This is a genomic window from Bacillus sp. A015, from assembly GCF_053851875.1.
The window spans coordinates 170713-196543 of sequence record NZ_JBSPZB010000004.1; the positions used below are offsets into that span (position 1 = coordinate 170713).

26 protein-coding genes are annotated in these 25831 nt (G+C 38.7%); 5 read left to right on the plus strand and 21 right to left on the minus strand.

Annotated features, from left to right (window positions below):
• Positions 1-144 precede the first annotated feature (144 nt).
• Positions 145-1350 carry a DUF418 domain-containing protein gene (locus tag ACSLGF_RS05400; RefSeq protein ID WP_456003156.1) on the plus strand — a complete coding sequence of 402 codons (1206 nt, stop codon included), beginning with the start codon at positions 145-147 and terminating at the stop codon, positions 1348-1350.
• Between the two features lie 467 nt (positions 1351-1817).
• Here the strand turns inward: ACSLGF_RS05400 and ACSLGF_RS05405 are convergent, their stop codons facing one another.
• Positions 1818-3506: an N-6 DNA methylase gene (locus ACSLGF_RS05405; RefSeq protein WP_456003157.1), complete on the minus strand. Its 1689-nt coding sequence runs from the start codon at positions 3504-3506 to the stop codon at positions 1818-1820.
• The gene (locus tag ACSLGF_RS05410; protein ID WP_456003158.1) at positions 3507-6542 is read right to left on the minus strand and encodes an Eco57I restriction-modification methylase domain-containing protein; all 3036 of its coding nucleotides are present in this window, start codon (positions 6540-6542) and stop codon (positions 3507-3509) included. It lies immediately after the preceding gene.
• 714 nt (positions 6543-7256) lie between these two features.
• Here ACSLGF_RS05410 and ACSLGF_RS05415 point away from each other — a divergent pair.
• Together ACSLGF_RS05415 and ACSLGF_RS05420 are read left to right on the plus strand one after the other, a co-directional pair.
• Entirely contained in the window at positions 7257-7409 is a 153-nt protein-coding gene (locus ACSLGF_RS05415) for a hypothetical protein (RefSeq protein ID WP_165378950.1), read from the plus strand.
• Between the two features lie 22 nt (positions 7410-7431).
• The gene (locus tag ACSLGF_RS05420) at positions 7432-7623 is read left to right on the plus strand and encodes a hypothetical protein (protein ID WP_282066979.1); all 192 of its coding nucleotides are present in this window, start codon (positions 7432-7434) and stop codon (positions 7621-7623) included.
• A gap of 30 nt (positions 7624-7653) precedes the next feature.
• On the opposite strand, the gene ACSLGF_RS05425 is transcribed toward ACSLGF_RS05420, so the two are convergent.
• Positions 7654-7785 (minus strand): hypothetical protein, encoded by a 132-nt coding sequence (locus tag ACSLGF_RS05425; RefSeq protein WP_265208118.1) that lies wholly within the window; start codon positions 7783-7785, stop codon positions 7654-7656.
• Positions 7775-8908: a response regulator aspartate phosphatase gene (locus ACSLGF_RS05430; protein WP_456003159.1), complete on the minus strand. Its 1134-nt coding sequence runs from the start codon at positions 8906-8908 to the stop codon at positions 7775-7777. The genes ACSLGF_RS05425 and ACSLGF_RS05430 overlap by 11 nt, the downstream gene beginning before the upstream one ends.
• 361 nt (positions 8909-9269) lie before the next feature.
• Here ACSLGF_RS05430 and ACSLGF_RS05435 point away from each other — a divergent pair, with 361 nt between their 5' ends.
• Together ACSLGF_RS05435 and ACSLGF_RS05440 are read left to right on the plus strand one after the other, a co-directional pair.
• Positions 9270-9752: a hypothetical protein gene (locus ACSLGF_RS05435; protein WP_456003160.1), complete on the plus strand. Its 483-nt coding sequence runs from the start codon at positions 9270-9272 to the stop codon at positions 9750-9752.
• Positions 9753-9807: 55 nt separating this feature from the next.
• Positions 9808-10380 carry a hypothetical protein gene (locus ACSLGF_RS05440; RefSeq protein WP_456003161.1) on the plus strand — a complete coding sequence of 191 codons (573 nt, stop codon included), beginning with the start codon at positions 9808-9810 and terminating at the stop codon, positions 10378-10380.
• 60 nt (positions 10381-10440) lie between these two features.
• Here the strand turns inward: ACSLGF_RS05440 and ACSLGF_RS05445 are convergent, their stop codons facing one another.
• From ACSLGF_RS05445 to ACSLGF_RS05525, 17 genes are all read right to left on the minus strand, one after another.
• Positions 10441-11241 (minus strand): peptidoglycan recognition protein family protein, encoded by an 801-nt coding sequence (locus ACSLGF_RS05445; protein WP_456003162.1) that lies wholly within the window; start codon positions 11239-11241, stop codon positions 10441-10443.
• Between the two features lie 58 nt (positions 11242-11299).
• The gene (locus ACSLGF_RS05450; RefSeq protein ID WP_106038153.1) at positions 11300-11563 is read right to left on the minus strand and encodes a phage holin; all 264 of its coding nucleotides are present in this window, start codon (positions 11561-11563) and stop codon (positions 11300-11302) included.
• A gap of 17 nt (positions 11564-11580) precedes the next feature.
• Complete coding sequence (locus ACSLGF_RS05455; RefSeq protein ID WP_073206560.1) at positions 11581-11793, minus strand: BhlA/UviB family holin-like peptide; 213 nt, start codon at positions 11791-11793, stop codon at positions 11581-11583.
• 39 nt (positions 11794-11832) lie between these two features.
• Positions 11833-11979 carry an XkdX family protein gene (locus ACSLGF_RS05460; protein WP_106038152.1) on the minus strand — a complete coding sequence of 49 codons (147 nt, stop codon included), beginning with the start codon at positions 11977-11979 and terminating at the stop codon, positions 11833-11835.
• Complete coding sequence (locus tag ACSLGF_RS05465; RefSeq protein WP_265208112.1) at positions 11976-12248, minus strand: hypothetical protein; 273 nt, start codon at positions 12246-12248, stop codon at positions 11976-11978. Before ACSLGF_RS05465 ends, ACSLGF_RS05460 begins: the two co-directional genes overlap by 4 nt.
• Positions 12249-12260: 12 nt before the next feature.
• Entirely contained in the window at positions 12261-13673 is a 1413-nt protein-coding gene (locus ACSLGF_RS05470) for a BppU family phage baseplate upper protein (RefSeq protein ID WP_456003163.1), read from the minus strand.
• A gap of 16 nt (positions 13674-13689) precedes the next feature.
• Positions 13690-15561, minus strand: coding sequence for a right-handed parallel beta-helix repeat-containing protein (locus ACSLGF_RS05475; RefSeq protein WP_456003166.1), 1872 nt, complete (start codon positions 15559-15561; stop codon positions 13690-13692).
• Between the two features lie 41 nt (positions 15562-15602).
• Positions 15603-17504: a phage tail protein gene (locus tag ACSLGF_RS05480; protein ID WP_456003168.1), complete on the minus strand. Its 1902-nt coding sequence runs from the start codon at positions 17502-17504 to the stop codon at positions 15603-15605.
• An 8-nt stretch (positions 17505-17512) separates the two neighbouring features.
• Positions 17513-18340, minus strand: coding sequence for a phage tail domain-containing protein (locus ACSLGF_RS05485; RefSeq protein WP_106032445.1), 828 nt, complete (start codon positions 18338-18340; stop codon positions 17513-17515).
• Complete coding sequence (locus ACSLGF_RS05490; protein WP_456003171.1) at positions 18337-21999, minus strand: phage tail tape measure protein; 3663 nt, start codon at positions 21997-21999, stop codon at positions 18337-18339. The genes ACSLGF_RS05485 and ACSLGF_RS05490 overlap by 4 nt, the downstream gene beginning before the upstream one ends.
• A gap of 227 nt (positions 22000-22226) precedes the next feature.
• Positions 22227-22550 (minus strand): phage tail assembly chaperone G, encoded by a 324-nt coding sequence (gpG, locus tag ACSLGF_RS05495; protein WP_456003174.1) that lies wholly within the window; start codon positions 22548-22550, stop codon positions 22227-22229.
• A 74-nt stretch (positions 22551-22624) separates the two neighbouring features.
• Positions 22625-23230: a major tail protein gene (locus ACSLGF_RS05500; protein ID WP_456003176.1), complete on the minus strand. Its 606-nt coding sequence runs from the start codon at positions 23228-23230 to the stop codon at positions 22625-22627.
• Positions 23231-23235: 5 nt separating this feature from the next.
• Positions 23236-23637, minus strand: a complete 402-nt coding sequence (locus tag ACSLGF_RS05505; protein ID WP_456003178.1) for a hypothetical protein — start codon at positions 23635-23637, stop codon at positions 23236-23238.
• On the minus strand, positions 23634-24017 hold the full coding sequence (locus ACSLGF_RS05510; protein WP_456003180.1) for an HK97-gp10 family putative phage morphogenesis protein: 384 nt from the start codon (positions 24015-24017) through the stop codon (positions 23634-23636). Before ACSLGF_RS05510 ends, ACSLGF_RS05505 begins: the two co-directional genes overlap by 4 nt.
• Positions 24017-24349, minus strand: coding sequence for a phage head completion protein (locus ACSLGF_RS05515; protein ID WP_073206592.1), 333 nt, complete (start codon positions 24347-24349; stop codon positions 24017-24019). Before ACSLGF_RS05515 ends, ACSLGF_RS05510 begins: the two co-directional genes overlap by 1 nt.
• Positions 24331-24633 carry a head-tail connector protein gene (locus ACSLGF_RS05520; protein ID WP_426855007.1) on the minus strand — a complete coding sequence of 101 codons (303 nt, stop codon included), beginning with the start codon at positions 24631-24633 and terminating at the stop codon, positions 24331-24333. Before ACSLGF_RS05520 ends, ACSLGF_RS05515 begins: the two co-directional genes overlap by 19 nt.
• Before the next feature lie 10 nt (positions 24634-24643).
• Positions 24644-25825, minus strand: a complete 1182-nt coding sequence (locus ACSLGF_RS05525) for a phage major capsid protein (protein WP_456003182.1) — start codon at positions 25823-25825, stop codon at positions 24644-24646.
• Positions 25826-25831 lie beyond the last annotated feature (6 nt).

Below are 25831 nucleotides of genomic sequence, written 5' to 3' on the forward strand. Positions count from 1 at the left end.
GATTCTGCCATCATATTGTCACATCTTTTTCCAGAAAATTACCTCTTCATAATTTGTTAAGAATTGGTCTGTATATTGATTCATTGTAAGGATCAATGAGTTGATCCGAATCACATTTATTATAACAGGAAAAGGAGCATGGATATGAATGCAAACAAAGTAAAACATGGACAACCGATGAGTCTGCGGGAACGGGTTCATTTCTTGGACATCGTACGTGGATTCGCCTTAATGGGGATTATTTTGGTCAATTACTTTTTGATCGTGGATTCTGCGAAGGGATTCGACATGGAGTCAAATGATGTCTTTCACAATGTGGTGAATTGGTTTGCCTCAGGGAAATTCATTACGTTGTTTTCCTTCCTATTCGGGATTGGTTTTATGATTTTTATGGATCGAGCTGCTCAGAAGGTGGACAGCCCAAACAAGCTGTTTGCCCGCAGGTTAACGATTCTCTTCGGAATTGGTCTTCTGCATGTCACCTTTGTTTGGATTGGTGATATTTTGACGTATTATGCTGTCACTGGCTTTTTGTTACTTTTCTTTTATAAACGCACAGCCAAAACCATCCTGTACTGGCTGATCACCCTCTTTGTGATTCAATTGCTCACGCCTTTTTTCACGATGCTGCTCAATACCATCCGTGCAGGATCATCAGGCAAGCCGGATTTTGCTGATTTCGAGCTGACCAGCCACAACAGTCTGACTTATTTAGCATCCATCGGTGACCGGTGGACAGATATGGGGACGATGGCTTCCAGCTCATTTTTCACCGTCTATTCCATGTTCTTCATGTTTTTACTCGGTGTTTATTTTGTAAAAATGGAGTTCTTCAAGAACATGGAGTCGAAAAAAGCGATTTGGAATCGCATTTGGATCATTTGTACAATCGCTTTTCTCATTACACAAGGCAGTACGATCATGACGGCGGTCAATCCTTTTGAAAATACGCCATGGATGAACATTGTCTCTGCCCTTGAACAAAACGGGGGATTAACTGGCAGTATGTTCTATATGAGTACACTTGCGATGCTGTTTCTGCACGTGCCTCAGCTGCGAGGTGCTTTAATGGTCTTTACCAAAGTCGGACGGATGTCACTGACCTGTTATTTGCTTCACTCGATCATTGGGACAATGCTATTTCTGAAGTATGGAGCGGGGCTTGTCGATCATCTTCAACCCGCTGGTACGTTCATGATTGGACTCGGCGTCTATGCCTTCCTTGTGCTTTTCAGTACGTTTTGGTTAAAGCGGTTTAAGTATGGTCCGATGGAGTTTATTTGGCGTCAGCTTACGTATGGAAAGGTACATGATAAACCGAAAACAAATACAGTCACTGCGGTGAAATAACTGACATGGCAGATAAAAAGCGTAAGAAAAAGGCGAACTGTAGTGGTTCGCCTTTTATGAAAAAACACAACGCCATGAAGGCATTTGATTAACAAGTGGTATCAAAACGGTATCACTCGAAATAAATGCCTTCAAAAAGCGTTGTGCATCAATGTTTTTTATTAACCAATAGAACCTTCCATTCCAATAGAACCTTCCATTTCGAACTTGATTAACTTTGCTCGAAATGGCACGAATTGATTTGCAACAAAACCACTCAAACCTTTGATACAAAGCCATTTCTTCAAATGGTTTAAAATGAATTATAATATCAAGTTGGCACGGACTTGGCACGATTTTGGCTCGAAGTTGGCATAAGAGTTTTCAACTTATAAAAAAATCTAGGTAGATGTTATAGCTTTAGAACCCACCATCAAAACGTGGGTTCTATACTATACTGTTTTGTACCATACTTAAAGAAAGGGCTCTTATAATTTTGCTTTGCCTTTTTGTTTATGTTTGCGGCTCAATCTTCTGTTCATTAATTTTTTCCATATTATCCGAAACGATAAAATAGTTTCTTCTTCTATCCCTAAATGGTCACGTAAAACTAATTGATCTATCTCATCCAAGATAGGCTCTATATCTTTCTTAGCTCTAATCGTTCGGTCAATTTTTACAATTAAATCTTCAACAATCCCCGAATTTAAGGATTGAAGGTTCGGAAGCATTACCTTTTCAACTTCCCCTGGCAATATTTCTAATACTCCTCCACCATAACTTCTGCCCTCAATTTCAGTGAATGCAAACGTAATGCTATTATAATAAGATAACAATACTTTTTCTCTATTAATTCCCTCATTAAACTTTACTCTATGCATTGTATCAGTGCTAACAGCATTGATATCGTTTAGAACAAACTTAGGAAAAGTGTTATTTCTACGAAGAAAGAATGCGTCAGGTACCCATATAGATGGAACACGATACCATCTCTCTCTGATACTACATTTATACCCTGTATGTGCTTCTTCTTCTTCTCCACGTCGAATATATGCTTTATGTCCTTCTGGATATTCTTCATAAGGAACATTCGGAAAATCTATAAGATGAGCTGCTGTTCCTTTATTGACATTACCCAACCAATCTTGTTCTGTAAAATATAAGCCACTAGCATGGGAACTTCTCCCAATAAGGGGGCGTACAACATTTTGCAGCTCATATTCCTCAACAACATTTTTATTTACTGAGAAATATTCATTATTTCCTGTTGTAATTCCGATATCAACATCTGCAATATCAGAAAAAGCAACAAAACGCTCATCTTCTTGAATCTGATAAATCAGATTAGCTTCTTCTGGCTCTAAGAAATATTTTGTCCATTTATCCTTGTCTTGCATTGCTCTCTGATAATTTATAGGTGTACGAAAAACCTCTTCTTCATTAAGGAAATCTGTATTTTGCCATTCAATAACCCTTATAGTACTTTTAGAAGTTGAGAGCTTGTCCTTATCTTTCTCTCCAAGAAGAATAACAACTTCCTGCTGTACATCAGGAAAGACAAGTTCCTTAAAAGTTATAACAGTAGTTCGGGATAAATTATTGACTAAAAATAATCTAAGATCCTCAGCATAGGCTACTTGTAATAATTCTGCTGGGATAACTAATCCTATTTTACCGTTATCATTTAACAACTCCACACACGCCACTACAAATGAAACCCATGAATTAATAAGTTTATTCGATTTCATCCCATTTGAAACTAATATATCTGATTGAGTTTCTCTCTGTGCTGCGGTTAAATACTGATACCTAATATAAGGTGGATTTCCCACAATGGCGTCAAAGCGCTGTTGTGTTCCAAAAAGGGAATCTTTTTTTTCTTCATAGACATTGTAGAAGTCTGCATTAATAACATCTATATTAGGACAATTTTCAACTCTCACTTTCGCCTTTTTAGACTCTTCTTCATCAAGTTCAACAGCTAGACATTTTAATTGAGAAATCCGAGGATGTACAGAGAGTGACTCGAGAAATGCTCCATCCCCACAACTTGGCTCAAAGACAGTAGTTGTTTGTTCATTATGGAGTGCCCATTTTACTATGAAGTCTGTTAATTCTTTTGGCGTGTAGTAGCCCCCACGTAATTTTTGCGCTGAATTTTGAGCCTTTAATTTCATTTACATCACCTTTGTTTCCTTCATTAAAACTCGCATTAATTCTTCTATACCGTATAATTTAGTTACATTATCAGTTATTTCTCTAATCAAACCACTTCTTTCACGAAGTAATACAGTTCTTTCTTTATTACTTAATTTTCTAGCAAGCTTATCATTAATTTGATAAATCTTCCTTGCTGCTTCAACAATATCATTATAAAAGCTAACTTGCACCTTGTTTTCAAAATCTATAGCTCGAACAGGCATATCATAAAGAACAGCAGTACCTGTTGCGTTAAATCCACCTTCAAAGTCACTACCTATTATAGATGATAAGATTTGATACGCAGGGTGGCTTAGTACTGCTTGAATGTACTCAAGTTCATATGGACTACCATCTTTTTGAGCAATTGCAACATAACCAGCAGTTCCTCCCGAAGCAATAAGCATATCATTTTTGTCCATTCTATACAATGGAACTTCGTTTTTCATGACCTTTACAATTAACTTATCTTTATTATTAAAGCTAGTAAGATGTTGACTACGACCATAATGATACCAAGTATCTGATGTAGCATGTTTTACGTCCCTTCCTTTTTTAGAGGGACTTAACTGCTTTGGTAACAACCGATCATAATTATCTTTTAAGTACTCCCACGTTCCGGGAAATTCAGATTCCAATGTTTCTTTATCAATAATTTCCCCATCCATGTCATAAGGGAATATTAAATACATTCTTGGGATCTCATAATCATATGTCCCTTTACCTTTTTCTTTTCCTACGGGTTTAAAGTAATCACGAACAATTCCTTTTTCTATTTGATATGTCTTTCCGTTTTTTTTGATTTCATAATTAGTTTTTGTTTCACCAATAATTTCTTTTAAACCAAAAGGGTACACATCTTCTGCGCTAGTTTGGATACCATTTAAAACTTCTGTAATATCCTTTAATTTAACGGAATTTTCATACAACTTTTCTAGAAGAAGTTTTTCATTTGGATTAGTAACTAAAATCCAAGGTGCATCACTAATCACATGACTAGCGTATTTTACCCGTTTAAGTTTACTAAGATCTTGTTGGTTTACCCACCATTCTTGTAAATCAGTAACCTCTTCAAAGACGAACTCTTCTTGTTGTTGTTTCTTAGCTGTTAGAATAGAGCTATATGTTAATATTTTTTTGTGTGCAAACAATTGTGTTGACCCAAAATCAATAAATTCCGAAACATAGCTATTCTTAGTTAAAATTTTACGCAAACAAACACCGGAAGGAATTTTTGAAAACTTAGATGGAACGATATAACAAAGAACTCCACCTTCTTTGAGCATCCCCAAAGCTCGTTCAATAAATATAAAATATTTATCAAATTGCTTATAAGATGACTCATATTTATTTTTGTATATTGCAACTTCTTGTTTAGGCAATATGTTTATCATATCGTCTGTTGTTACATATGGAGGATTTCCAATAATAACATCAAAATCTTGAACTCCATTTGCAAATTCCCAATCAAATGGGAAAATGTTGTTTCTATCTTCATCAGTTATTTTCATCTTTCCTAAATAATCAGTTTGAATAAGTGAATTTCCAGCTTGTATGTTTTCATCCAACATTGGGAGAATTTCATTGTATCCTTCTAGGGTTGGAGTAGTTTCATTATCTAATAAACTTATCAAAAGACTAAACTTTGCTGCTTCCACTGCGTTGGCGTCTATATCAATACCATAAATACAAGAAGTTAGTATCTCTTTTTTATCTTCAAAAGGTATATGTCCTATTCCATCTTCACCAGGAATTAAATGTTCCGGTTCATGGTCTTGATACCAATTAGTACAATATTGAATTAAATAATCAAGTACCTCTAAAAGAAATACACCTGAACCACATGCAATATCAGCAATTTTTATTTTTAGTATTTCTTGTGGAGATTTCCCTTCAATTGTTGGTGCTAAAGTTTTATTCACCATATATCTGACAATTTCTGTTGGTGTTGATACAACATCTCGATTTACATTCTCCGCCTTTTTTGTTAGACCAATTGTTCCATCTTCTTTTATATATAATTTTTCTGTTAAAAAGTATTCGTATATTTCGCCTAACAAATTCGCTTCTATCACTGCAAATTCATATGGACTCTGAGGTCGATACAATTTGTTTACAATATCCATTATTATCTGATTATTTAGATCAATGATAATATGGTCTCCATCAAACAAACCTGAATTGTACTTTTTATCAGCTTCTTCAAACATTTTTAGCATCTTTTCTTGGACTTCATTTGGATCTTCAATGGTTTTTTGTAGGTTATGATATATTGGTAAATTCCTGTCTTCACATAAGCGTAAAAATATCATTTGATTAATAAATTTTTGTATTAAGTCACTTATTATAGCAAGCGAATATTCGGGGTGACTTTTATACAGTTCATTTGCTAATAGTAATCTCCACTGCCTAATTTGTTGTAGGAATAGCTCGTCAATTGGCATATGTACTCCTTGGTTCACTAAATCTTCGAGATTATTCTCAAAACTCCCACTATAGACAGTTTCTTTTGAAAGCAGTTTTTGAATTTCGTCAAAATTTTCTTCATACTTACTATAATGTATAGGTTGCATTAATAGAGCAGTATAAGGGTTATCTGTTTCCTTCGGCTCTACGGTTGCGTCATATATAAGAAGGTACTCAAAGTTTGTAAGTACCGTAATTAAGTGTTTCGCATTATATCCGTAACGTCTAGCTTGTAAGATTGATTCCATATCGGAAAGAATTCTAACTGCCGGTTTTTTTGCTTCGGTAAAAAATTTCTTTACTCCCGATAGTGTAAATGCATAATCTGGTCTGGATGTTGAAGTCAAATAGTTTTCACGCATTACTTCTCTTAAATTAGGTCTTACATTATTTCTGTTATGAATATCCCAACCTAATATTTCAAAAAAAGGATCAATAAATTCATTTCTAGTATCAGTTTCGTTATATCTGCTTTTAGCTTCGGTATAATACTTTTCATTACTTTTAAATTTTTCAACGAGTTTTTTTAATTCTTCTTTTTTATCCATCGTTTTCCCTCGATTTCAATAGATCTCCATAGAATGATTTTAACATACAATTTTTTTTTTGAAAAAAATACATTCTCTACTTAAAACTTAGCAAATAATTTTTTACATAATTTGATATTATTAAAATAGTTCAGTGCATTGGGTAGGAGGTAGAAGATGAATACTTTAACAGAAGATAATCCACGGATATTGTAAATATAGATAAGGAAATTGAACGTATAAGAAGTCTGTTAGAAAAGGAAACAGATAAAAAATTGGAGGTTGTCCGCTTGTATCTACTTATGCATCATGAGGTCTCTACTTAAATTGCTAGTGTAGATGAATTAGCCAATTCCTTCGAACAAGAGAAGTAAATACTGACTTATTAAGCTGATACTTATGTTGATGTAACCGAAAAAATAGAAGAAGACGAACTTAAAAAGTTCGCCTCCTACACAAAAAGGTAATTTCAACTTGGCACGAACTTGGCACGACACCAAGTTGGCGCGGGATGAAACCCCTCAACCCTTTGATATATAAAGGTTATCCAATAGACCCTTCCATCTCGAACTTAATTAATTTTGGGGATCACATACAAACATACGTTCTCTTGTGATAGTGATTCCCACGTTTTATATTTGTTTTGCGTCATATAAAATAATAAGCCGTCATAAGATTGTGGGTGTTTTGTGGGTGTGCCCACATAAATACATATTAATGAAGGAAGTGAAATACATGAACATAAATAAATTAAGATCATTCCTTTATAAAACATCAAAATACCTGGGTGACGTCAACGCCGTTCAAAAGGGTACTATCGGAAAACGTATCATGCGACGTGCTGCGGGTAAAGCATCCGGCAAGCTAATGAAAAAGATATTCAAATAAAATAGTTCACGGTGGTGATTTCATGAATGATCTTGAGAGGAAGCTATACAGGATCATATATAATATGAGCAGATTCCGCAAGAACCCCACAATGGACGACTTAAAAATAAAAACAGGTAAAGACGAACAATCTATAAGAAAAGCCGTTAAAAATCTTATGTCAAGAAATGATCTGACATGGGATAAAGAGAAAAAGGAATGGCGGTTCAAATAAAAAAGAAGCCCCTAAAAAGGGCTTTTTTAATTAAGCAAAATAACCGATACTTGTTGTGTGTCCTCGTTGGGCTTCATTATGGATATCGTTTGATGAAACATAACTAAAAGCACCTAACATACTGACAATTATTAATACGGCTGCTACTGACTTAAATTTCATAAAGACAGTCCCCTCTCTTAATTTGGTGTTGGAAATAAAGAATCTTCTCATAAAATTCGTTTGCATGCTCTTTATCTCCTGCCTTATTATAATGCTTCGCCGCATCTTTCGATAAATCTTCAAGATTCGCATAAAAAGATTTTGTTTCCAAATAAGCCATTGCTTCTTTTATACGATTAACATTGTTTTCTAAATACAATGATCTCAATAGAGTGAATGTATTTATAAATATGTCGTCTTTCAATTTTCCTGCCAATTCTATTCCCTCGTTTAAGGCGTATAATCCTAAATCATTTTGATCAGTTTTAAAGTATGACTTTGTCAACATAACCATCGGATCAAGAATTTTATTTAAATGTTCGTATCCTTGTTCTTTAAAAGAATGGATTGATTCGTTAAAGTATTTTATAGCCATTAATAGTTCATCATTGTGAAAATAACTTAATCCTATATTATAAAGCGCTGATCCTACTAATCTTTTAGTGTCTCTTTCCGTTGCTTTTTCTAGTGCATGTTCAAAATGAGGCTTTGCTTTTTCGGGGCAACCCATATCAATATAATTTAATCCAATGACAAAGGAACACTGTATCTGTCTAACAGTATAAGTTTCTTTTTCTCGATAACATTCTATTGCTTGGGCGATATGGTGCATTGACATGTGGTTTTGCTTCATGTGGTAATAGATTTCCGCTATCTTGAAATTAAACTCGGCACGTTCGATATCATCACTTACAAGAGATAGCTTTTTTTCTGCTCGTTTGTAGAAGGTAATGGCGTTGAGGTATTCATAATTTTCAAATTCATACATTCCATAGAAAAAATTAAAATAATAGTCAAGTAAGCCTGTCAATTTCTCTTGATCCTTTTTGATCTTCATTGCTAACTCTCTAAAGTCGGCACGCTCTTTTCCATTTTCCAATGGATTCAAATAATCCAACATTAATTTATGTCGGAATTCCATGAGTGAGAAATATAATAATAAATCCTGGTTTTCCTCCATATCATCGAGCAAAGATTTTATTTCTTCTTTATATGATTCGGCGTCCGGCACGTTAAATCTTTGAATATGGTAATACCATTCATTGATTTTCATACCGACATGAGAAGAAAGCACTTTCTCCATAAGACCCTACCCCTTCCTTTACATTCCCTATAATGACATATATTATCATTTTCAGAATAATTCCACACCGAAAAGAGACCGCAATTTTTCCATAAAAATAAAATACAATTATATAGACACACAAATATATAATGTTGTAAAAATACAGTATTAAAATACTATTTACCCTTAATTTGGTTGTTGTTACAATTTTTATGTAAATCAAGAAAGGAGTGATTATCTTATATAAAAGTCCTATAAGAATTTAAGAAATATGCCACTGTTTTTTCTCAAGATGTACTTTATAATTGAGGCTTGAACAACAAGATTTTTTTAGCACTATAAACAGCCTCTTCATTAAATTTTCGGAGGCGAAATTACTATGACTTTTAGAAAGAAGTTTGTTCCTGTACTATTAAGCGCAACTTTATTAACTTCCGGTCTTGGTGCGACTTCTGCGTTTGCAGCGGAGCCAACTAAATCAATAGCACCAGTACATACGAAGGTATATAAAACATCTTTACAACAAGCCGCAACAAATAACAGCACTAGCCCTATTCAGTCAAATGCTTTAACAACTCAAACAGCCGCAAACGGGGAAGTTTCTACTCAAGGGGCTGTTTCATGGACATATAAAGCATTCCGAGGTGCTTTACGTTCTGGTGGGTGGTTACTATCAAAAGCATTGAAACCCTTTAATCCAAAGGCTGCTGCTTGGATCAGAAAGAATTCTGCTAAAATCGCAAAGGTAATGGATAAGGGCGAAAAGTGGACTGAAAAACAATTCATAAAAGCTTTTACTAAAATGGGTGCACCTAAAGATGTTGCTAAAACTTTGTCAAAATTCATCATTACTCTTATTTAAATAAACAATAAGTGCTATTAGTTTTCTAATAGCGCTTTTTTATGGAGGGTATATATTGTCTTTTTCTTATGTGATTTCATTGACTTTTTTAATACTCCTTTTAGTTTCTATCATATTTTATACTTTTTTAAGGAAAAAAAATGTTGTAGATGAACCCCCAGGTGCTATTGTTGCCGTTCTTCTTATTTTACTAATATGTTTTTCCCTTGGTTTCGTTATTGCTATTCCAACTTTCATGCTTTACCTAGTATCATTGGGAGTGAATTTTCTTTTCGGCGAATACATAACTTATGATTCATTTTTCTCTTTAGTGACCTTTTCTTTGTTAGTTAGCATCATCGTAATTTTTTGGTCATTTATAGTTTTATTTATAGGGAAAGGAATCATTTTTTTGTTGAAGGTCCCAAAATGGATAACTTATATTTTAGAATTTTTTGCTTCGTGGGCTCTTATTTACTTCACGATTAAATATGTACTAAATTTAAAGATAATTGAAGTTTCTATATGGGGGAATGGTGTATTAATTTTATCTTTCTTTGTTAGCTTTTTATACATTGGTCTTGATATCATATCCACTGCGTTGGATCAAAAAAATCAACATATAGAAGAAGAACCCCCTATCCATTAATGGAGAAGGGGGTTGTTTATTTTATAGCTTTCTTATCTATAGTCTTATGTCTATAGTTTTTTATTTTAATAGCTTTTCTAAAGCTGCTTTAGTCTTTGGTCCATAAATGCCATCGGCAGCAAGACCATGCATCGACTGGAACCGCTTGACTGCATCCGCTGTTTTCGGTCCGTAATAGCCATCAATCCCGTTGTTTTTTGCGCCTTTGTCCGGGTAGTAGTAAACCGCCGCTAGGGCTTGCTGTACGGCTTTTACTCCCGCTCCCTTCGTAAGAGGCTTTGTAACTTTTAAAATGCCTGTTGGCAAACCATATGACTTTTTAGGAGGCTTGGAAGCTGCGGTTTTGGATGGTTCTGCTTTTGTTGGTTTAACAGTCGGCTTTTTATTTGTGTGAGCAATAGCAATACCGGCTTTGAAGCTGTCCCAACGATTAAGCAGGCAGCGTGGACATTCTTTCCCGCTCCAATGCTTATGCGGCACAACGTTTGACAATGGAATGCCTTGATCCGTCATTAATTGGCGAATCAACCATTGAGCGTTCTCGACTGCCTTCTCAAAATTGCCGTCACTATTTTCACAAATTTCAATGCCGATCGACTTCATATTTCCCTTGCCTCTGCCGTCTCCTGCGTGCCATCCGTTTTCGTTTAACGGTAAATGCTGATAGATACAATTTTCATCCACAGTGTAGTGCCAGCTAACGGCTGTACTAGATCGTTTAACAAAAGCTGCGTGACTTGCTGCGTTTGCCCCTTTTGCTGTATTGGCTGTGTTGTGGACCGTAATATATAAAGGCTTCATATAGTTGCCTGGTCGATTGTTATTCCCTTTTGAAATGAAGTCTTGAATGATTTTTACCATTGTTCATCGTCTCCTTAAAATTGTTTTTCAGTATTAAAAAAGCCGCCTGGGGCAGCTCTTATTTTGTTAATCCTTTTTGTTGCAGCGCTTCTTTTTGGGCTTTACCTCGACTTGTCACATAGTTGTTTTTGTACCATGCAACAAGGGTTGTCACTAAAGTAAAGATCATTGAGAAGGCAAGGTACAATGTTTCAGCCAACGAAGTGACCTGGTCCTCACTGATCGGCAAAACAGGTTTGCCAAACATGATAAGTCCTTGGTTGATCAATGCAATAAAAAGAAGCACCGTGCGAACGACCGTGCCTTTGTCAAAGTTTTTCATATTAAATACCTCTTTTCTTATTTTTGATTTCTTTCGATTCTATCTAATTTCTCGATTACTACGTCATATTTCTCACTAAACTTTGCTAGTACGTCATTTTGTGCGTCTATTTGCTCGTTTAGCTTGTTCTCACGCTCTTTTGTCGTGTTCAACACATAAAACAGCACCCAACAAAAAAGAACCGCAAACGGTCCCTGTGTCATTAAATACTGTGCAATATCCATTTCCATCACTCTCACCTTCTCCCGCCATAAACATAAAAAATAAGCCTATACCTCGTACGGCTCACCTGTTATTTCCTCGTATTGTTCGGGTGTGATTCTCCCCGCTGCTACTGTGTTATAAACCATTTCTTTTGTCCATAATTCTCTATCATAAAAACCTTTGATTCTACTGAACCAATCGAAATCACTCACGATGGATCACCCCCTAATGCAAACAAGTAATAAAGCTCGGCAACTTGTTTCTCCATGAGGTCTATTTTTGACGGCTGCGGCGTTGGTTGCAAGCTCTCTATATACTCTTTAGATGCTGATTCAAACCACACTCTTTTTTTCTCGTCATACTCGGGAAGATACAACCCCTCTTGTGGTCTTACATCCGTAGCATTTTTCGGCAGCTCGTCATGATCAATTACATCTTCGCCTTGATATTTAAAATTTTCGTCATAGTAATAAATGTGCATGTATCTTACCTCCTACCACAACGGAATAGATTCATTTATTTCAAACCTGCTTACAAAAGAATTATCGTTTGCAGACATCCCATCAAAACGTAAAGAACCATCTTTCTCTAATGTAAATCTAGCTGCCCCATAAGAACCTACCGTTGCACCGACAAACACAGCTTTTGTTGACGGTTTTTGAGCAAAACGTGCAATTACAGCATCATTTGCCGGTATTCCCTCGAAAGACCCGCGTAGATGAAGCGTATTTTGACGAATTGAGAATAGGAGAGGATTTCCCGCAAAGTGCTTTGTTACTCCCGTGACTAATGTAACTTGATTCCATGAGCTAGTTAAATCAGCATCAGTCACCACACGTTTCCACCCTTTAAAATCCCCGTTAGTATGAACTGTTCCATACCACATCGTATTCTTGTAGCTCGCTACAGCTATAATCATTTTTCTACCCGATCCACTTTCGGACACGTCATAATTAAACCACCCGGTATCAGATGGATCAGGATTATTTAAAAGCCTGTTATTAATCCCAAAATAAAACCCAGGCGGTAAAGTGAGTAAATCAGAACCATCAGGTATCAATTTTCGTGTCCCTGAATCTTGCGTCATTTTGTATAATTGACCGTTGTTCCACTTATCTTTATCGGACTGTATAACATGTATTTCTTTATTGTTAGCATGTTCATCCGTATATTTCTTGGCTGCTAAAAGTGCTGCATCTGCTTTTGCCTGTGACCCAGTTGTGGTTTCTTTTGCATCCCATGATTTTTGTTTTTCTTCTGTGACATGCAACTTTGTATTCTTAGCGTGTTCATCTACCTTAGCTTGTGCGCCTTCTTTAGTTTCAAGTACTTCGAGATCACCTAGTTTTTCTTTCAAGTGATCAAGCTGCTCTTGAAGCTCTTTCGTGATCTTATCAATCTTTCCTTGCATATCGTCAGTTCGTTTATTTATATCTGCTTCAAGTTCCGCTGCCATGCGTTCAATTTGTTTTTTCAACGATTGAAAATCATCAATATAAAATTCCGCTGCCGGGGCAATGTCCTGGTCAATTAAATTGCGCTGAATATCAAATGTAAATTCGTGAATTGACAAGGCTTGTCCGTTTCGATAATACAAATTCAAGGACGCTTGAACCTTGCCATATAGCTTGATTTCGTCATTATCTAAGACGTATTCAGCTATTCCCTCAATCTTGTCTATAAGAGTGATATTCCGAATGTTTTTCGATCCATTTGCAAACTTTAGTACGAGTTTTCCGTCAACCGCTGACAATGGAAGTGGCACACCATCTTTACACATTTGAAAGACCAGCTTTGCTGTGCCTATGTCCTGGGTTGAGAAAACAATTTTTGAATCGTACACGCTTTGATCATAGGCGTCAACCACGAAAGGCAGCACGCCAGTTTTAAAAAGTTGATTCGTCATGATATCCCCCCTCAAATCAAGTAATATTTTCAACTGTCCGAATTGGATCAACGCTATTATCGTTTAATGCTGATACTTTCCCTGCCCCTTTTAATCGGTTTCCATAGTGTTGAATGGATGAACATTTGCTTGTTAAATACATACCGTACCTTCCCGTTTTACCAATTGCTGTATTATTACGAACGGCGCTATTTTTCACGCCATCCATAAATAGAATAAAATCGTATTCATCACCACGCTTGCCCGCATTCATGATTGTATTTTTATCTACCTGTACATAATCAGAATCACCCGAGACAGATATACCCGAAAATCCGATCTCTTCTAGCGTGTTATCATCCACAGAAACAAAATCACAACTTCCTTCCTCGATCCGCACGCCGTTTCCTTGAATTTCTCGTCCTGTGTTGTGGTGAACTTTTCCCCGAGTGCTGCGGGTAACTAAAATGCCATGATGCCCGACATTTTCTAAGGTATTATCATCAATAACAAAATGCTTTACATCTGACACATGAATACCGTGCCTGGTGGTGCCGTCAATTTGATTTTTTGAAATGACCACATGATCAATGGTTTGATAACCTTTACGACCGTAAACCTGGATTGCATGGTCAGCCGACATGTTTTTAAATTTGTTGTTTGTAATTGTGTGACGCTTTGTCTTATTAACACGTCCCGTTTGATTTCCGTTTTTATCTTGTGTATAAATGCTGTTTGGTCCAGGCAATAACGTTCTAACGCCGCCGGAACAGTTTTCAAAAGTGTTGCCGTCAACAAATACATCTTGCCATTTGTTGCCCGACACCGCCCATTCTGTGCAATCATAGACCTTGTTATTGAGAAATCGAATGCCCGAATAAAGAACGCCGTCCGTGCTTGTATGTGAATCTATCGCTCTAGGATAGCCCCCAAGCTCTGCTGATTTACGGATAGTACAATTTTGCATTGTAAGGTTTCTTGTCGGTGTGTGATCATAAGCGCCAAAAGCGCCAAAATTGCCCGATGATCTCATCAAATCGACTTGAACCGCTGCGGAAAACCATCTATCCCCCACATAATCAGCAAACCCTTCAAATGTCACATTGTCGATCAACACGTTTTCATTCCCGGCACAATCGAAAGCATGTCCCCCGCAAACATTTTTCAATGTAAGGTCTCGCATGATAATGCCGGAAGCATGAGCAAAGCCAAAAATAGAACACTGCTCTTTGATTTCATGCCCCATGCTGTCAATTGTTCCTTGTCCATCAATGATCAAGTTTCCGTGCCCTTTGTACCCGGTGAAACTCTCATTTGAATCACCATTTACAAACATGCTGCCAACAAAGCCACGCTTGATCTTTGCACCTGCCTGTAAAGTGATATGAGTGTTTTTATAAATCCTCACCCGTTCACGCAGCGTGTAGCCACCCGAAGGAATATAAAGCCAAATGGGACGATCTTTTGACAAATCAAGGGCAGCTTGAAGAGCTTTCGTAAAGTTGCCGTATTTGTTTAGAAACGGCTGCAAAGACAGAATTGAAAGCATGTCATTCACTTTCTGCTCCAACCTATCAAAGTCATATTCAAGTCGGTCGTTTAAGGTTGGATGAATGGTAGCATCTATTGCAACCCGACCATCCACGACCTCTTTCACGTCATTACCGTCGTGATTTACAATTAAGTTAATCAATCTAGACCATAAACTATTAAGCCAGTGACCAACGCTTTTTCCTCTGTGGATGATGCTTGCCGCTTCGTGAGCTTTTTCGCTCCCTTTATGTTCTTTGATTTCTATGTCTAGTTGGTTCAAAGCGTTTTCTATTGATCTTGCATTTTGCGATAGGTTGTCTTCAAACTCTGCATTTCTGCCAATTTTAAAGACTTTCAATAAATTGAACCTTCCCATGCTATCAGCTCCTTTCATAAAAAATAGCCGACGTTTGATCGTCAGCTATCTAAGTAAAATGAAATATTAATTTGTGCGCCGTTTGGTATATCGGCAGCCGTTGGGCTGATCCTTTGACCGTCTTTAGCAAGCATAATATTCATGCCGCTTGGGTTGGTACTATCAACGGTTGCGCCTGCCGTGATTCCCTTTAGACTTAAATCAAAATCAACGCCCGCCCTGGGACTTTTCGGTTTTATGTCAATTCCTATATCAATATCAACGGTGTTCCCTACCTCGTCAATTTCCACACCGTCAACACTGCTATCATCAATTGACCAGGTTTTCGTAACGCTTGAATATGACAAGCTCAAATCCTGAGAAACCTTTGTATTGATATTATTTAATTGATTTTGCGTGCTGCTTGCTATGCTCTTTTGAGCCTCAAGCATTTCGGCTATTTCTTTCTTGATTAAATCCCGCTGCTTCTTCATTGCGACGGTCTGTTCTAGTTGATAGTCAATAATGTCTTTACGATAATTCGTCAGCGTGACAGACGGCTTCATGTCTAAATTGAGAGGGTTGTATTTGATTTCCTGTACCCTTACCTCTCCTTCAAACAGGATGCCGTATGCTGTATCCGCTATGACTGGAACAATAGCGCCTTTACAAATGTTGTCCTCAATCGCTTCGAGCTTCGGATCATACACTTTTTCGAAATCCAATTCGATAGTTAATTTTGGATAAGGGTCAACTTTCTCTTTTAGAAGTTTTTCCATGTCCTCTTTTTTTGAAATGGAATCCTCGTAAACTGTTTCCGCTACTCTCGGGCGACCGTCTACAAGAAAAAGTTTTTCGTCCGGGTGAATGTATGTCACAGGTGGGAACATGTACTTTTCATCATTTTTAAAGGTCCGATAAAGTCCGATAAAATTCCCGTTAGGCACGCTCACCCGGAAACCCGTTTTCATTTTTTTCGTGTTCGGGTTTTTGCTGTCCTTTCCCTTAAACGTTGCAACGACCGTATGCTCTTTATCCTCAAGACCTCGGATCACGTCAACCGTTTCAACCACATGACTTTCTTTGCCTGTGTCTTTGTACGTGCTGAATGTTTTGTTTGTCTTTTTATCTATGTTGAACGTGATTTTCCCGCCTAGTTTTTCTTTGATCAGCTTCACGCTGAAGCCTGTCCCTTTAAACGTAAAAGAGAACGTTTGTCCAACGTCCTCCGCATACATGGCGTTTAAATCACTGTTTGTTTTCCATTTCGCCGATTTACTATCATAGCCTTTTGTTTCCTCGCTTGCTGTGTCCTTTTCTTCCTTCACCTTTCCATAACCCTTTATTCGTGTGTAAGACTCGGACAAGCTGCTTTTAACACTAATAGTATTCATATTCGCCCTGGTATCTAATTTGTAATTGATCCGCTTTTTGATTTCTTTGAATACGTAAATATGATCGTTGTTTACATCAAGTTCCACGACAAAAGCCGATATAAGATCGTTCATCAGCTCTAACGACTTTTTCTTGCCGAATCCTTCTAGTTTGGCTTTCAAGCCTTTAGCATCCGGCATGATGGTATATGAAAAGCCGCTCCCTTTTAAAGCGTGTTTAAGCGCTGTGTCTATGTCTATTTCTCCGTTAATTTCTTCGTCGACTTGATTAAATGTCAGACGAACAATATACATATGATCAGCCGTCACATTTCGAAATGACACGCCGTTTTCTGTGCGCTTTTCATCCTCTACAATGATATAACGCTGCGCTTTATGCTCGATCTCATCTACAAGCAATACGTTGTCATTTACAAGCATATCGAAAGCAAGTTCAGTTTCAGGCATTTGTAAACACTGAAATGATAATTGCTTTGTGCCGTCTAATTTATCCGAGACTTCGGGTTCTACATGTTCCAAGGGTACTTTATTTGTTGGATCGTGCTTTGACTGTACAAATAATTGATTCATCATTTCACCTACTTATAGTAAAAGCGCAAGACAAACCGCATATCAATACTGGATGCGCCTTCGATCTCAAATGGATTAAAGCCAGAACGCAAACTCGGAAAGCGCCCGGATGTGTCCGCCATTTTCCCATCAATCATGACATATTGTCTTGTGATAATAATTTTTTGCTTTTTGGAAACCGATCCCCTTATTGTTAACGCCTCTTTTGTTGCATCATTGCGTATCTTCACGTCCTTGCCTGTTAAATACAGCGTGACGCTATAATCAAAGTCAATCGGATCAATTGTCACATCAGAAGCGTTGTAGACTTTAAACGTCTTGGATGTGAAGCGATATTTCAGATCGTCTTGACTCGGTAAATTCATGCCGAGATAAAAATACTCTCCGCTTAAATTCAAGGGCTTTTCAGTATTAAAAACGGTTTCGCCAAGCCCAAGCGCTGCGGTGAATTCCACATCCACTTCTTTATAATTTTTCCCGTCATCTTTTTCGATTTCGATTTCGTCGTCACACGTCACCAGGTAACGTATACCAGGTGAAAAAGAACAACTAATGTAATAGGGTTCTTCTCTTACAAGTTCCCTAGTAAGTGCCGCTCTATATCTATTAAACTGATCCGTGCTTTTTGCTTTAATATAAAATCGTGCTTTGATTTTTCTTTCTTTGAAACGGACTTTTTTCGACGTTTGTTTTAATCCTGGTCTATTTGCCACAACCGCCGTTTGACGTTCGATTGAAGCCGACACAGGCGTAAATTTTACGCAACGTAAAAAGGGAAGGCGCTCGCTGATCAATTGAAGCCCTTCCCCGTAATCTGTATAAAATTCATAGCTCAAGTCGCAAACCCTCCCCTACGCTGCCTATTTTTGAGTAAATCCATATTGTACTTATTTAGTCCCTCAACATTTATCGTGGTGTCTTTCATGGCGATCTGTGTCAATAAGCCGATCATTTGATCAAACTTGTTTTCTAGCTGCTTAATAGCTTCGGCACTATCATTTTGTACAATTACATTTGTAGAACCTTGTCCCGGCTGCTCGGGCTGATAGCCAACCATTCGATTAGCTTGAGCAAGCACCTGCATAGCTCGGTTTCTTCTAAACTGCCTTAAAGGTAAAATCATTTCCCCTTTGTGGACTTCTGCCACATGATTGCGGGTAATGATACCGCCTTTATCATAGCCAATGTACTTGCCGCCTTTTCTCATGTTGACTAAACCAGGATGCTTGTTAATTCCGCCATACCGACTATTCAAATAGTTGATCGCCGCAATAACCTGGTGTACAGGGTTTTTGATATTTCCGTAACCAGGTTCTTTGTTCGCTGCAAAGGTAGACGGAATGAATTGCATAAGCCCCTGGGACGGATGCCCCGCTTTAGCGTTGCTGTCCCAATTGTTTACGACTGTAGGGTTTCCGCCTGATTCTTTCATAGCGATCGTTTCAAGCGCTTTTGAAAAAGATGGGGAAATTCCTTTAATCGCAATTGCTTGAGCAACCCACTTTTTGACGGCTGCGCTGCCTCCCTCACCAGGAACAAAACCAAAGTCTTTTATCTTGTTTTTAATAAAGGAAACCGCTTTGTCCTTGATAAAAGAAAAGCTGCCTTTGACGATCTGACCAAAGCCGCCTGCCATGCTCGGGGTCGTGATCCCCATTTTTTGAAGCAATGTATTCATTAGCTTGCTAGGCTTTGTAATGAAGTCAGACACATCTAGTACCAGGTCTTTCACTTTACCGAAAAGACTAGAAATGAAGTTGCCGCCCTTACCTGTACCATCTTTGTAAAATGGCACGTCATCAAACAACGCTTTCGTTTTAGGTCCCGACAATACCTCGGTTCCTTTTGGAAGGTTCATCATTGTATCAGTTGAAGGAGACAGCCCCATTTGACCGCCAGGGGTGATAAACAGTTCTTGCATTCCGCCATCCCCTAGAATGGCGGGTCCCCCTGGGTGTCCGCCTGTCCCTTTTGCGTATTTTGGCGGTGTCCATTCCGGTATTTGATTTTCTTTAGGCACGCCCACTTTACCAAGAACCCAGTTAACACCACCGATAACACCATTCACAACAAAGGATAGTTTGTTATTCATTTTATTTGCTAATGCCTTGACTCCTTTTAGCGCCTCCCCTGCCATGCTTTTAATACCATTACCGATTTTACCCGGCAATTTTTTGGCTGCGTCTACAATGTCCCAAAAACGTTTGACCATACCGTCTTTCATGCTTGTTGCAATTGAAACGGCTTTGTCTTTAAGCCAAGTGACCATTTTCCCGGTGTTTGCAGCACCATTTTTAAAGAAACTGACAATGCTAGACCACATTTTCGGGAAGATGCCTAATAGCCCTTTCCCTAGTGATTTCGCAATCCCGAGAATCTTTCCGAAAAAGGATAGTTGAACAAAATTCAAAAGCGCTTTAATCGAGCCGAAAAACACGTCTTTGATGCCTTGCCACATCTTACCGAAGTCTCCAGTCAGCAAGCCAGCGAAAAATTTTATGACGCCTTGTAAAACTTGCATTGCGCCCATCACAACACCTTTAATGTTCCCCCAAATCGAACGTATGATCGAAAGTATAGCCGGCATGACAAATTGGACCACAGACCATATATTTTGTAAGGCTTGTGTAATAACGCCACCGTTTTCTTTCCAAAATGTTCCCCACACTGCGGCAAGCTGTCCGATAAATGACAAGATTCCGCCCAGGGCTTGTTTTACAATCGGCGCCATTGTGACAAATACACTCATCAAAATTCTGCCGATCGACTGAAAGATCGGTTGCATACTTTGAAACGAGCTTTTTATACTATCAATCACACCTTTTACTGTATCAGTAGTGCTTACAATCATATCAACCACGCCAGGCGGGAAAAGCTGCGATAATATGCCATAACCCTCTAATCGTTCAGCGCTTCCCTCGCCTTGCAATATGCCCCAAATGCCTGCCATTGCCTGTTTTACTGTATTGCCAGCGCTGGACATTTCTTTCATGATTGGATCAGCAATATTAAAGGCCTTCTCAAGAAATGTAGCTGCTGCGCCTCCTAATGGTTCTAGCGCTGACAGTGCTTGACGCCCGATCTTTTTAAAGCGTGTGCCTAGATTGTCTTGCAATGCTGCCCCTGCTTCGTCAGCTTTGCCCTTTACGTCACCGATTTTTCCATCAATGCCGCCCAGGGCATACATGGCGTCAGCCTCTAAGTCCTCCCATTTTGTCCCGAAAAGAGCCACGCCGATATTGTTAGCGTCCACCTGGTCTTTCATGCCTTTAAGCTCTTTTAAAACGGTGTTTGATACATCCTTGACGGTCCCTTTACCTTTTAAAAAGTCTTGCCATACCTTTTGTGTCGGTTTAGACATACTCGCCATTGCTTCATTAGTCGATTTCGAGCCATCCTTGACACGAATTTGAAACTCTTTCATGACGTCGTTGACGTAATCCAGGTTGTAAACGCCCGCTTTTGTTCCATTGACGAGTAATTGAAAATATTCTTGTGCTGAATAACCCATTTTTCCGAATAACGTTGAATACTCGGAAAGGTTATCGAACATCTCATTGGAAAAATTCAATCCGTTTTGTGCGCCATACGTCATGAGATCAAACGCATCACTCACAGTCACGCCAAAACCTTTCATAAGGTTGTTGCCCGCTCTCGCAACTTCGTTTACCTCGGAATCAAAAGCATCAGCAAGCACCAGGGCTTTTTTGGTTACGTCCGTAAGGTCCTTGTCTGCAATGCCTCGGATATTTTGTTTAATTTGAAACAAACCATTCCTTGCATCATCCAAATTCTCTCCGAACCCCTGCGCCCACACGTCTTTTGCTATGCCTGTGAGCCTTTTGGCTTCATCACCCGTCAAGCCTAGCTGCGCTCTTAAACGACCTTGAGACGCTTGAATATCAGCCGTCATTTTTGCGCCAAGCGTGCCAACGGCTGCCGTTAATGCTCCAATGGCTGCCGTACCCGCCACCGCTGCCGTAGCAAATCCGCCCTTTAAAATGCTTGAGAGTTTGGAAACCTCTTTACCCGCTGCCGTTACATCATTAGATACATTTTGATGACTTGTTGCTAAATCGTCGGCGCTGTTTGCTGCTTCTGATTCGGCACGTTCAAGTCTTTCAACCTGGCTTTGTGAAAGCCTTAAAGCGTTTTGCATGTTGCGATAGCTTGTTATTTGAGAGTTTAAACGTTGTGCATATTTCTGCGCCTGGGTTGATCCCTCTCCATATTGCTCAACTTGCTTTTCATATGCTTGTCTATACGAATCTACAATTCTTTCTTGAATCTTCAATTGATCCGACAAGCCCGACACCTTACTTTTACTTTCGCCCAGCTTGTCATCTAATGCTTTAAATTCGGCTGCGGTTGCTTTGGTTGCTGACTGTGCCGTTTTAAGCTGCTGCCTCAAGGCTGTGACGCCTTTGTCAAACCCTGTACTATCTAACGTCGTATTAACGACTAAAGAGCCTATCGGACGCCCTTCCGTTGCCATATGGTTTACCTCCTTTCCTCAAAAATAAAAGAAGGCTTAAAAGCCTCCTGGTCTTAAAATTTGATCTATTGGAACGCTGCCCTCGCTTTGTCCTTTTCGATTCGCAAGACGCAAAAATCCGTTCAAGTCCATGTTGTCTATTTCATGATACTTGTACCCTTCTTTCATCAAATCTTCGTAAATATCATCTAATGAATCTAGGTAATCTTGCCACGTTTCTAAATACTCTATTTCTGTGCTTTCACCGCTTTCTTTTTCAAGCCGTCGTTTCCCTTTTTTTGACCTGTCACTTGCATCAATACATCAGCAATGGTTTCAAACGCCTTGTCAGACGGAATGTTGTCTAAAAAGTCATCATAGGAAAATTGCTCCCCGAATACATCCACAACATAGGCAATCATTTCGTCAAGCATTGTTGTAGCTTCCATATTTCCTTGTTCTGCTTGTGCTTCCAGTTCGAACGCTCGTCTTAATTGACGAGCTGACGGCATATCCTTTGTGTACGTTTTTTCTTCTTTTGTTTGTGCATCAATCATAGTTAATTTCAACATATTAAACACCTCGTATATTTTTTAATGAATCCAGTTTAACCAGGTAAAATAAATTACCTGGCTATCAGAAAACACTATTTTTTTGTGGTGGTGCTTGATGGTGCTTCTGCTGTTCCGTTGTCGCCGTCAGTCGTATCAATTCCTTTAAAGACAAAATCATAAAATCCCTTTTCAGTGAATCCAGGGCTTGCACTATGCGCCATGACATAAGTTAAGCCGTCAAATTTACGGGGCATGAATTGTCCTTCAATGGTTGGCGTGATAAATTCGACTTTATCCTCTTTTGTTTTACCTTCTGTGGATGGGATGCCGAATTTTCCTCGTAAAAGCCCCACATACCAAAAACCGCCCTTTGTCTTTTGCCGGAACGTGAGGGCAACGAAAGGCGGATCAGTATCTTTTCCATATGTCTCAAGCCACCCGCCAATTAATTCAGCGCCTAGCAATTTGTTCTTCATTTCTGTTGTAAGATCAGCCACATTTATTTCTAGCTTTGCTTCACCTACGCCCGAGCCTTCTTGATCAAATACACCGTCATCCCCATAAAGTACTGCAATTTCCGAGCTTGGTTCTAATTTTGATTCAATTGCGCCAGGTACTTTTAATACTTCGGTTGCTTCTTTGGCGACGTCATCCTCAAAAACGCCAACTTGAATATCTCTCAATCCTGTTGTAGCCATTTATTTCATCCTCTCTTTTCAAAACTGATTTCTATTTCTTTATTTGCTCTGTACCTTCGTGCATATCTGTACAGCTTTATATCCGGGTCTTTATCAAAAGCGGAAGCGTATTGCTGATAGTCAGCCGAAGCCATCAAACGATCAATAATCGGTTGTATTTCTTGAGCTTCTTTGATGGTCACCGTCCATAAATCTATTTGAATATCAACGCTTATGCCTGTCGCTTGATCATCCTCATACGCATTACGATAGCTTTCAAGCTCATTAATACGGATCATTGGGGCTTGGTTTACTTTTTGATCTGTTTCCGGGACGTCCACAAGAAAGACTTTTTCATCCGGAACGTAGCTTGTCAGATCGGCTGATCCTGTCAAAATCATTTCTACTTCTTGAATTGGCAGCATCATAGACCGAGCACCCCCCTATAAACACTTTGCATTTTTGATAAAACGAGTTGTTCATACTCGTTGATCGTGCGCTCGATAAAACTTTGCGGGCGTTGCTTGATCGTTCCGAAGTTTGTAAAATGCAGCCTATAAGCCGTTTCCTTACCATAGCCGACGGTTGAAAATATTTCCCCGTCCTCTCTTGGTTTGGAATAGACAACATCTGTTTTCAAATGCTTCTTGTTGCCGCTATTGCTATCAAATGGCGTGTTCTTTTCCAAGCCATCCGCCATCAGCTTTGCTCCTGCATGAACGGCAGCCTTTTCCGCTTTTACATTTTGACGGGCCATCTTTTCAATGGCTTTATATGTTTCTTCTAATCCATTAGCTTCAAGCGCCATCAACTCACCTTCTTTACAAAGACATTGATCAAGTCTTTGTCCTGCTCGTTCGGCAGAATATCAATGACTTGATAAAGCTCGTTGGTCAAGTGGTCCTGTACGTGCATAGCGTTGGAAATGGTTGATACTTGTTGATAGCGAATAACATAGGTCAAACTATCCTCTAAAACCGTTCCGGCTGTTGATAGCTTTTCTCTTAATTTTTGGTCTCGCCGTTCCGCCCAGGTGGTGAAAAGTCTTTCTAATGTGGTCGTGTTCTCCCTGGATATAGGGTCTTTCGTATTTGACTTTTTAACGAAAGATATCGGCGTATTTAATCGTCCATAGTCCATGAAGGGTATTCTCCTTTAAATTGTTGAATGTACGACATAACGCCGAACGGCACTTCTTGTAAATTCTTGTTTGTTGTTGCTGATCTATTTTCATACCTGTGTCCACAAAGCATCATGACCGCATCATCAAAACAAGGATTATCAATAAAAAAAGCGTCCCTCTCTTTCGATAAGGTGACGCTATCTTTAATATACTTTTCTGCAGCCGCTTTTATGGTTTCTAGCATTTTGTCATCCAGGTCATGAGTGATCCTTAAAGCATGTTTTAATTCTTCAAGGGTCATTTCATCACTCCTATTCTGTAGCGCCTGTTTCAACTGGCGGCTTGATTGTTACATAAAAGCCTGCGTTTTTGTCTGCTTGCTTTACGTCGAAACGAATAGCAAGGGAAAGGACTTGACCATACACCGCATTTTCAACCCACTTCGCAACAACGTCTACACGATTAGCAAAGAAGGCAGCTCGTTTTAAGTCACCGATAAACATGTTCATATCACCGGCTTTTTTACCGAGCAACTTATCATCAACAACTTTGATCGGACTTCCGAAAAGTGTTTTGCCGGAAGGTGAAGAAATGTTACTTTGTAAGATGTATTGACCGTTTTTATCTTTTAGCGTGTCTAGGAATTGGAATGCGGATGACGTCGAAAGAATGTTACGAACATAGGCTTGTTTAAGTTCAACATTCAAAATCTGCTTAATATCGTCCGTACCTGATACCGTTTTAGCTGTAAACGTTTTTAAAACACCAGCAATTTTTGTATTTCTTGTGTTTCGTTTAACCTGTTGCAGATGATCCGCTACAAGTGCAGTCAAATCGACGCCGGAATCATCAATTGATTCTTGAGAGATAGCCAATTGACCACGATACGTTTCAACTTTCCAATCAATTTTATTGAATTTTGGGTTTGCTAGATCGGGGTTTTTCTCAAGTTCCGCAACCGATACAAGTTCGGTTTCTGTGTTTTCTAAAACTGGATATGAACCGGATGATGCTGTCACATTGACTTTATTCACAAATTCAACAAGATCAACAATATCTTCCGGCGTTTTCTGCGGTGTCGTAATGACTTCAATCGGAATAATTGCGGCTGCTCCTTCTGTTGTCAAACCGTCCCGGACTTCACCTCTAGTACGCAAGAACGTTTCAAAGCTGCGGCGCTGTTCCTCAATTCCTTTATCCAAGCGCACCTGCGGCGTGCCTAATTGAAGTGATCTTTCTTCGCCTGTTTTTCCTCCACGTGCCCCTTCTGTGATTTCTTCGGCTTCCATTCCTGCCAATTCTTCTAATTCTTTTAGCCTTTCTGTCATTGTCTCAATCTCTGCTTTTAAAGAAGTGATTTCATCTTTAATCGTTTTTGCTTCTTCTAGCTTGTCTTCTTCCGCTCTTTGATGAGCCTCTTTGATTTTTGTATTGATAGCCGTTTGTCTCTTTGTGATCTCTGAACGTAATTCCTGGATTTTCTCTTTTAACATGTGTAC

What these genes read in the sequence shown, in the direction of transcription:
- ACSLGF_RS05400 (WP_456003156.1), top strand. Translation starts at nt 145, where the DNA reads ATGAATGCAAACAAAGTAAAACATGGACAACCGATGAGTCTGCGGGAA.
- ACSLGF_RS05405 (WP_456003157.1), bottom strand. Translation starts at nt 3,506, where the DNA reads ATGAAATTAAAGGCTCAAAATTCAGCGCAAAAATTACGTGGGGGCTAC.
- ACSLGF_RS05410 (WP_456003158.1), bottom strand. Translation starts at nt 6,542, where the DNA reads ATGGATAAAAAAGAAGAATTAAAAAAACTCGTTGAAAAATTTAAAAGT.
- ACSLGF_RS05415 (WP_165378950.1), top strand. Translation starts at nt 7,257, where the DNA reads ATGAACATAAATAAATTAAGATCATTCCTTTATAAAACATCAAAATAC.
- ACSLGF_RS05420 (WP_282066979.1), top strand. Translation starts at nt 7,432, where the DNA reads ATGAATGATCTTGAGAGGAAGCTATACAGGATCATATATAATATGAGC.
- ACSLGF_RS05425 (WP_265208118.1), bottom strand. Translation starts at nt 7,785, where the DNA reads ATGAAATTTAAGTCAGTAGCAGCCGTATTAATAATTGTCAGTATGTTA.
- ACSLGF_RS05430 (WP_456003159.1), bottom strand. Translation starts at nt 8,908, where the DNA reads ATGGAGAAAGTGCTTTCTTCTCATGTCGGTATGAAAATCAATGAATGG.
- ACSLGF_RS05435 (WP_456003160.1), top strand. Translation starts at nt 9,270, where the DNA reads ATGACTTTTAGAAAGAAGTTTGTTCCTGTACTATTAAGCGCAACTTTA.
- ACSLGF_RS05445 (WP_456003162.1), bottom strand. Translation starts at nt 11,241, where the DNA reads ATGGTAAAAATCATTCAAGACTTCATTTCAAAAGGGAATAACAATCGA.
- ACSLGF_RS05450 (WP_106038153.1), bottom strand. Translation starts at nt 11,563, where the DNA reads ATGAAAAACTTTGACAAAGGCACGGTCGTTCGCACGGTGCTTCTTTTT.
- ACSLGF_RS05455 (WP_073206560.1), bottom strand. Translation starts at nt 11,793, where the DNA reads ATGGAAATGGATATTGCACAGTATTTAATGACACAGGGACCGTTTGCG.
- ACSLGF_RS05465 (WP_265208112.1), bottom strand. Translation starts at nt 12,248, where the DNA reads ATGCACATTTATTACTATGACGAAAATTTTAAATATCAAGGCGAAGAT.
- ACSLGF_RS05470 (WP_456003163.1), bottom strand. Translation starts at nt 13,673, where the DNA reads ATGACGAATCAACTTTTTAAAACTGGCGTGCTGCCTTTCGTGGTTGAC.
- ACSLGF_RS05475 (WP_456003166.1), bottom strand. Translation starts at nt 15,561, where the DNA reads ATGGGAAGGTTCAATTTATTGAAAGTCTTTAAAATTGGCAGAAATGCA.
- ACSLGF_RS05480 (WP_456003168.1), bottom strand. Translation starts at nt 17,504, where the DNA reads ATGAATCAATTATTTGTACAGTCAAAGCACGATCCAACAAATAAAGTA.
- ACSLGF_RS05490 (WP_456003171.1), bottom strand. Translation starts at nt 21,999, where the DNA reads ATGGCAACGGAAGGGCGTCCGATAGGCTCTTTAGTCGTTAATACGACG.
- gpG (WP_456003174.1), bottom strand. Translation starts at nt 22,550, where the DNA reads ATGTTGAAATTAACTATGATTGATGCACAAACAAAAGAAGAAAAAACG.
- ACSLGF_RS05500 (WP_456003176.1), bottom strand. Translation starts at nt 23,230, where the DNA reads ATGGCTACAACAGGATTGAGAGATATTCAAGTTGGCGTTTTTGAGGAT.
- ACSLGF_RS05505 (WP_456003178.1), bottom strand. Translation starts at nt 23,637, where the DNA reads ATGATGCTGCCAATTCAAGAAGTAGAAATGATTTTGACAGGATCAGCC.
- ACSLGF_RS05510 (WP_456003180.1), bottom strand. Translation starts at nt 24,017, where the DNA reads ATGGCGCTTGAAGCTAATGGATTAGAAGAAACATATAAAGCCATTGAA.
- ACSLGF_RS05515 (WP_073206592.1), bottom strand. Translation starts at nt 24,349, where the DNA reads ATGGACTATGGACGATTAAATACGCCGATATCTTTCGTTAAAAAGTCA.
- ACSLGF_RS05520 (WP_426855007.1), bottom strand. Translation starts at nt 24,633, where the DNA reads ATGACCCTTGAAGAATTAAAACATGCTTTAAGGATCACTCATGACCTG.
- ACSLGF_RS05525 (WP_456003182.1), bottom strand. Translation starts at nt 25,825, where the DNA reads ATGTTAAAAGAGAAAATCCAGGAATTACGTTCAGAGATCACAAAGAGA.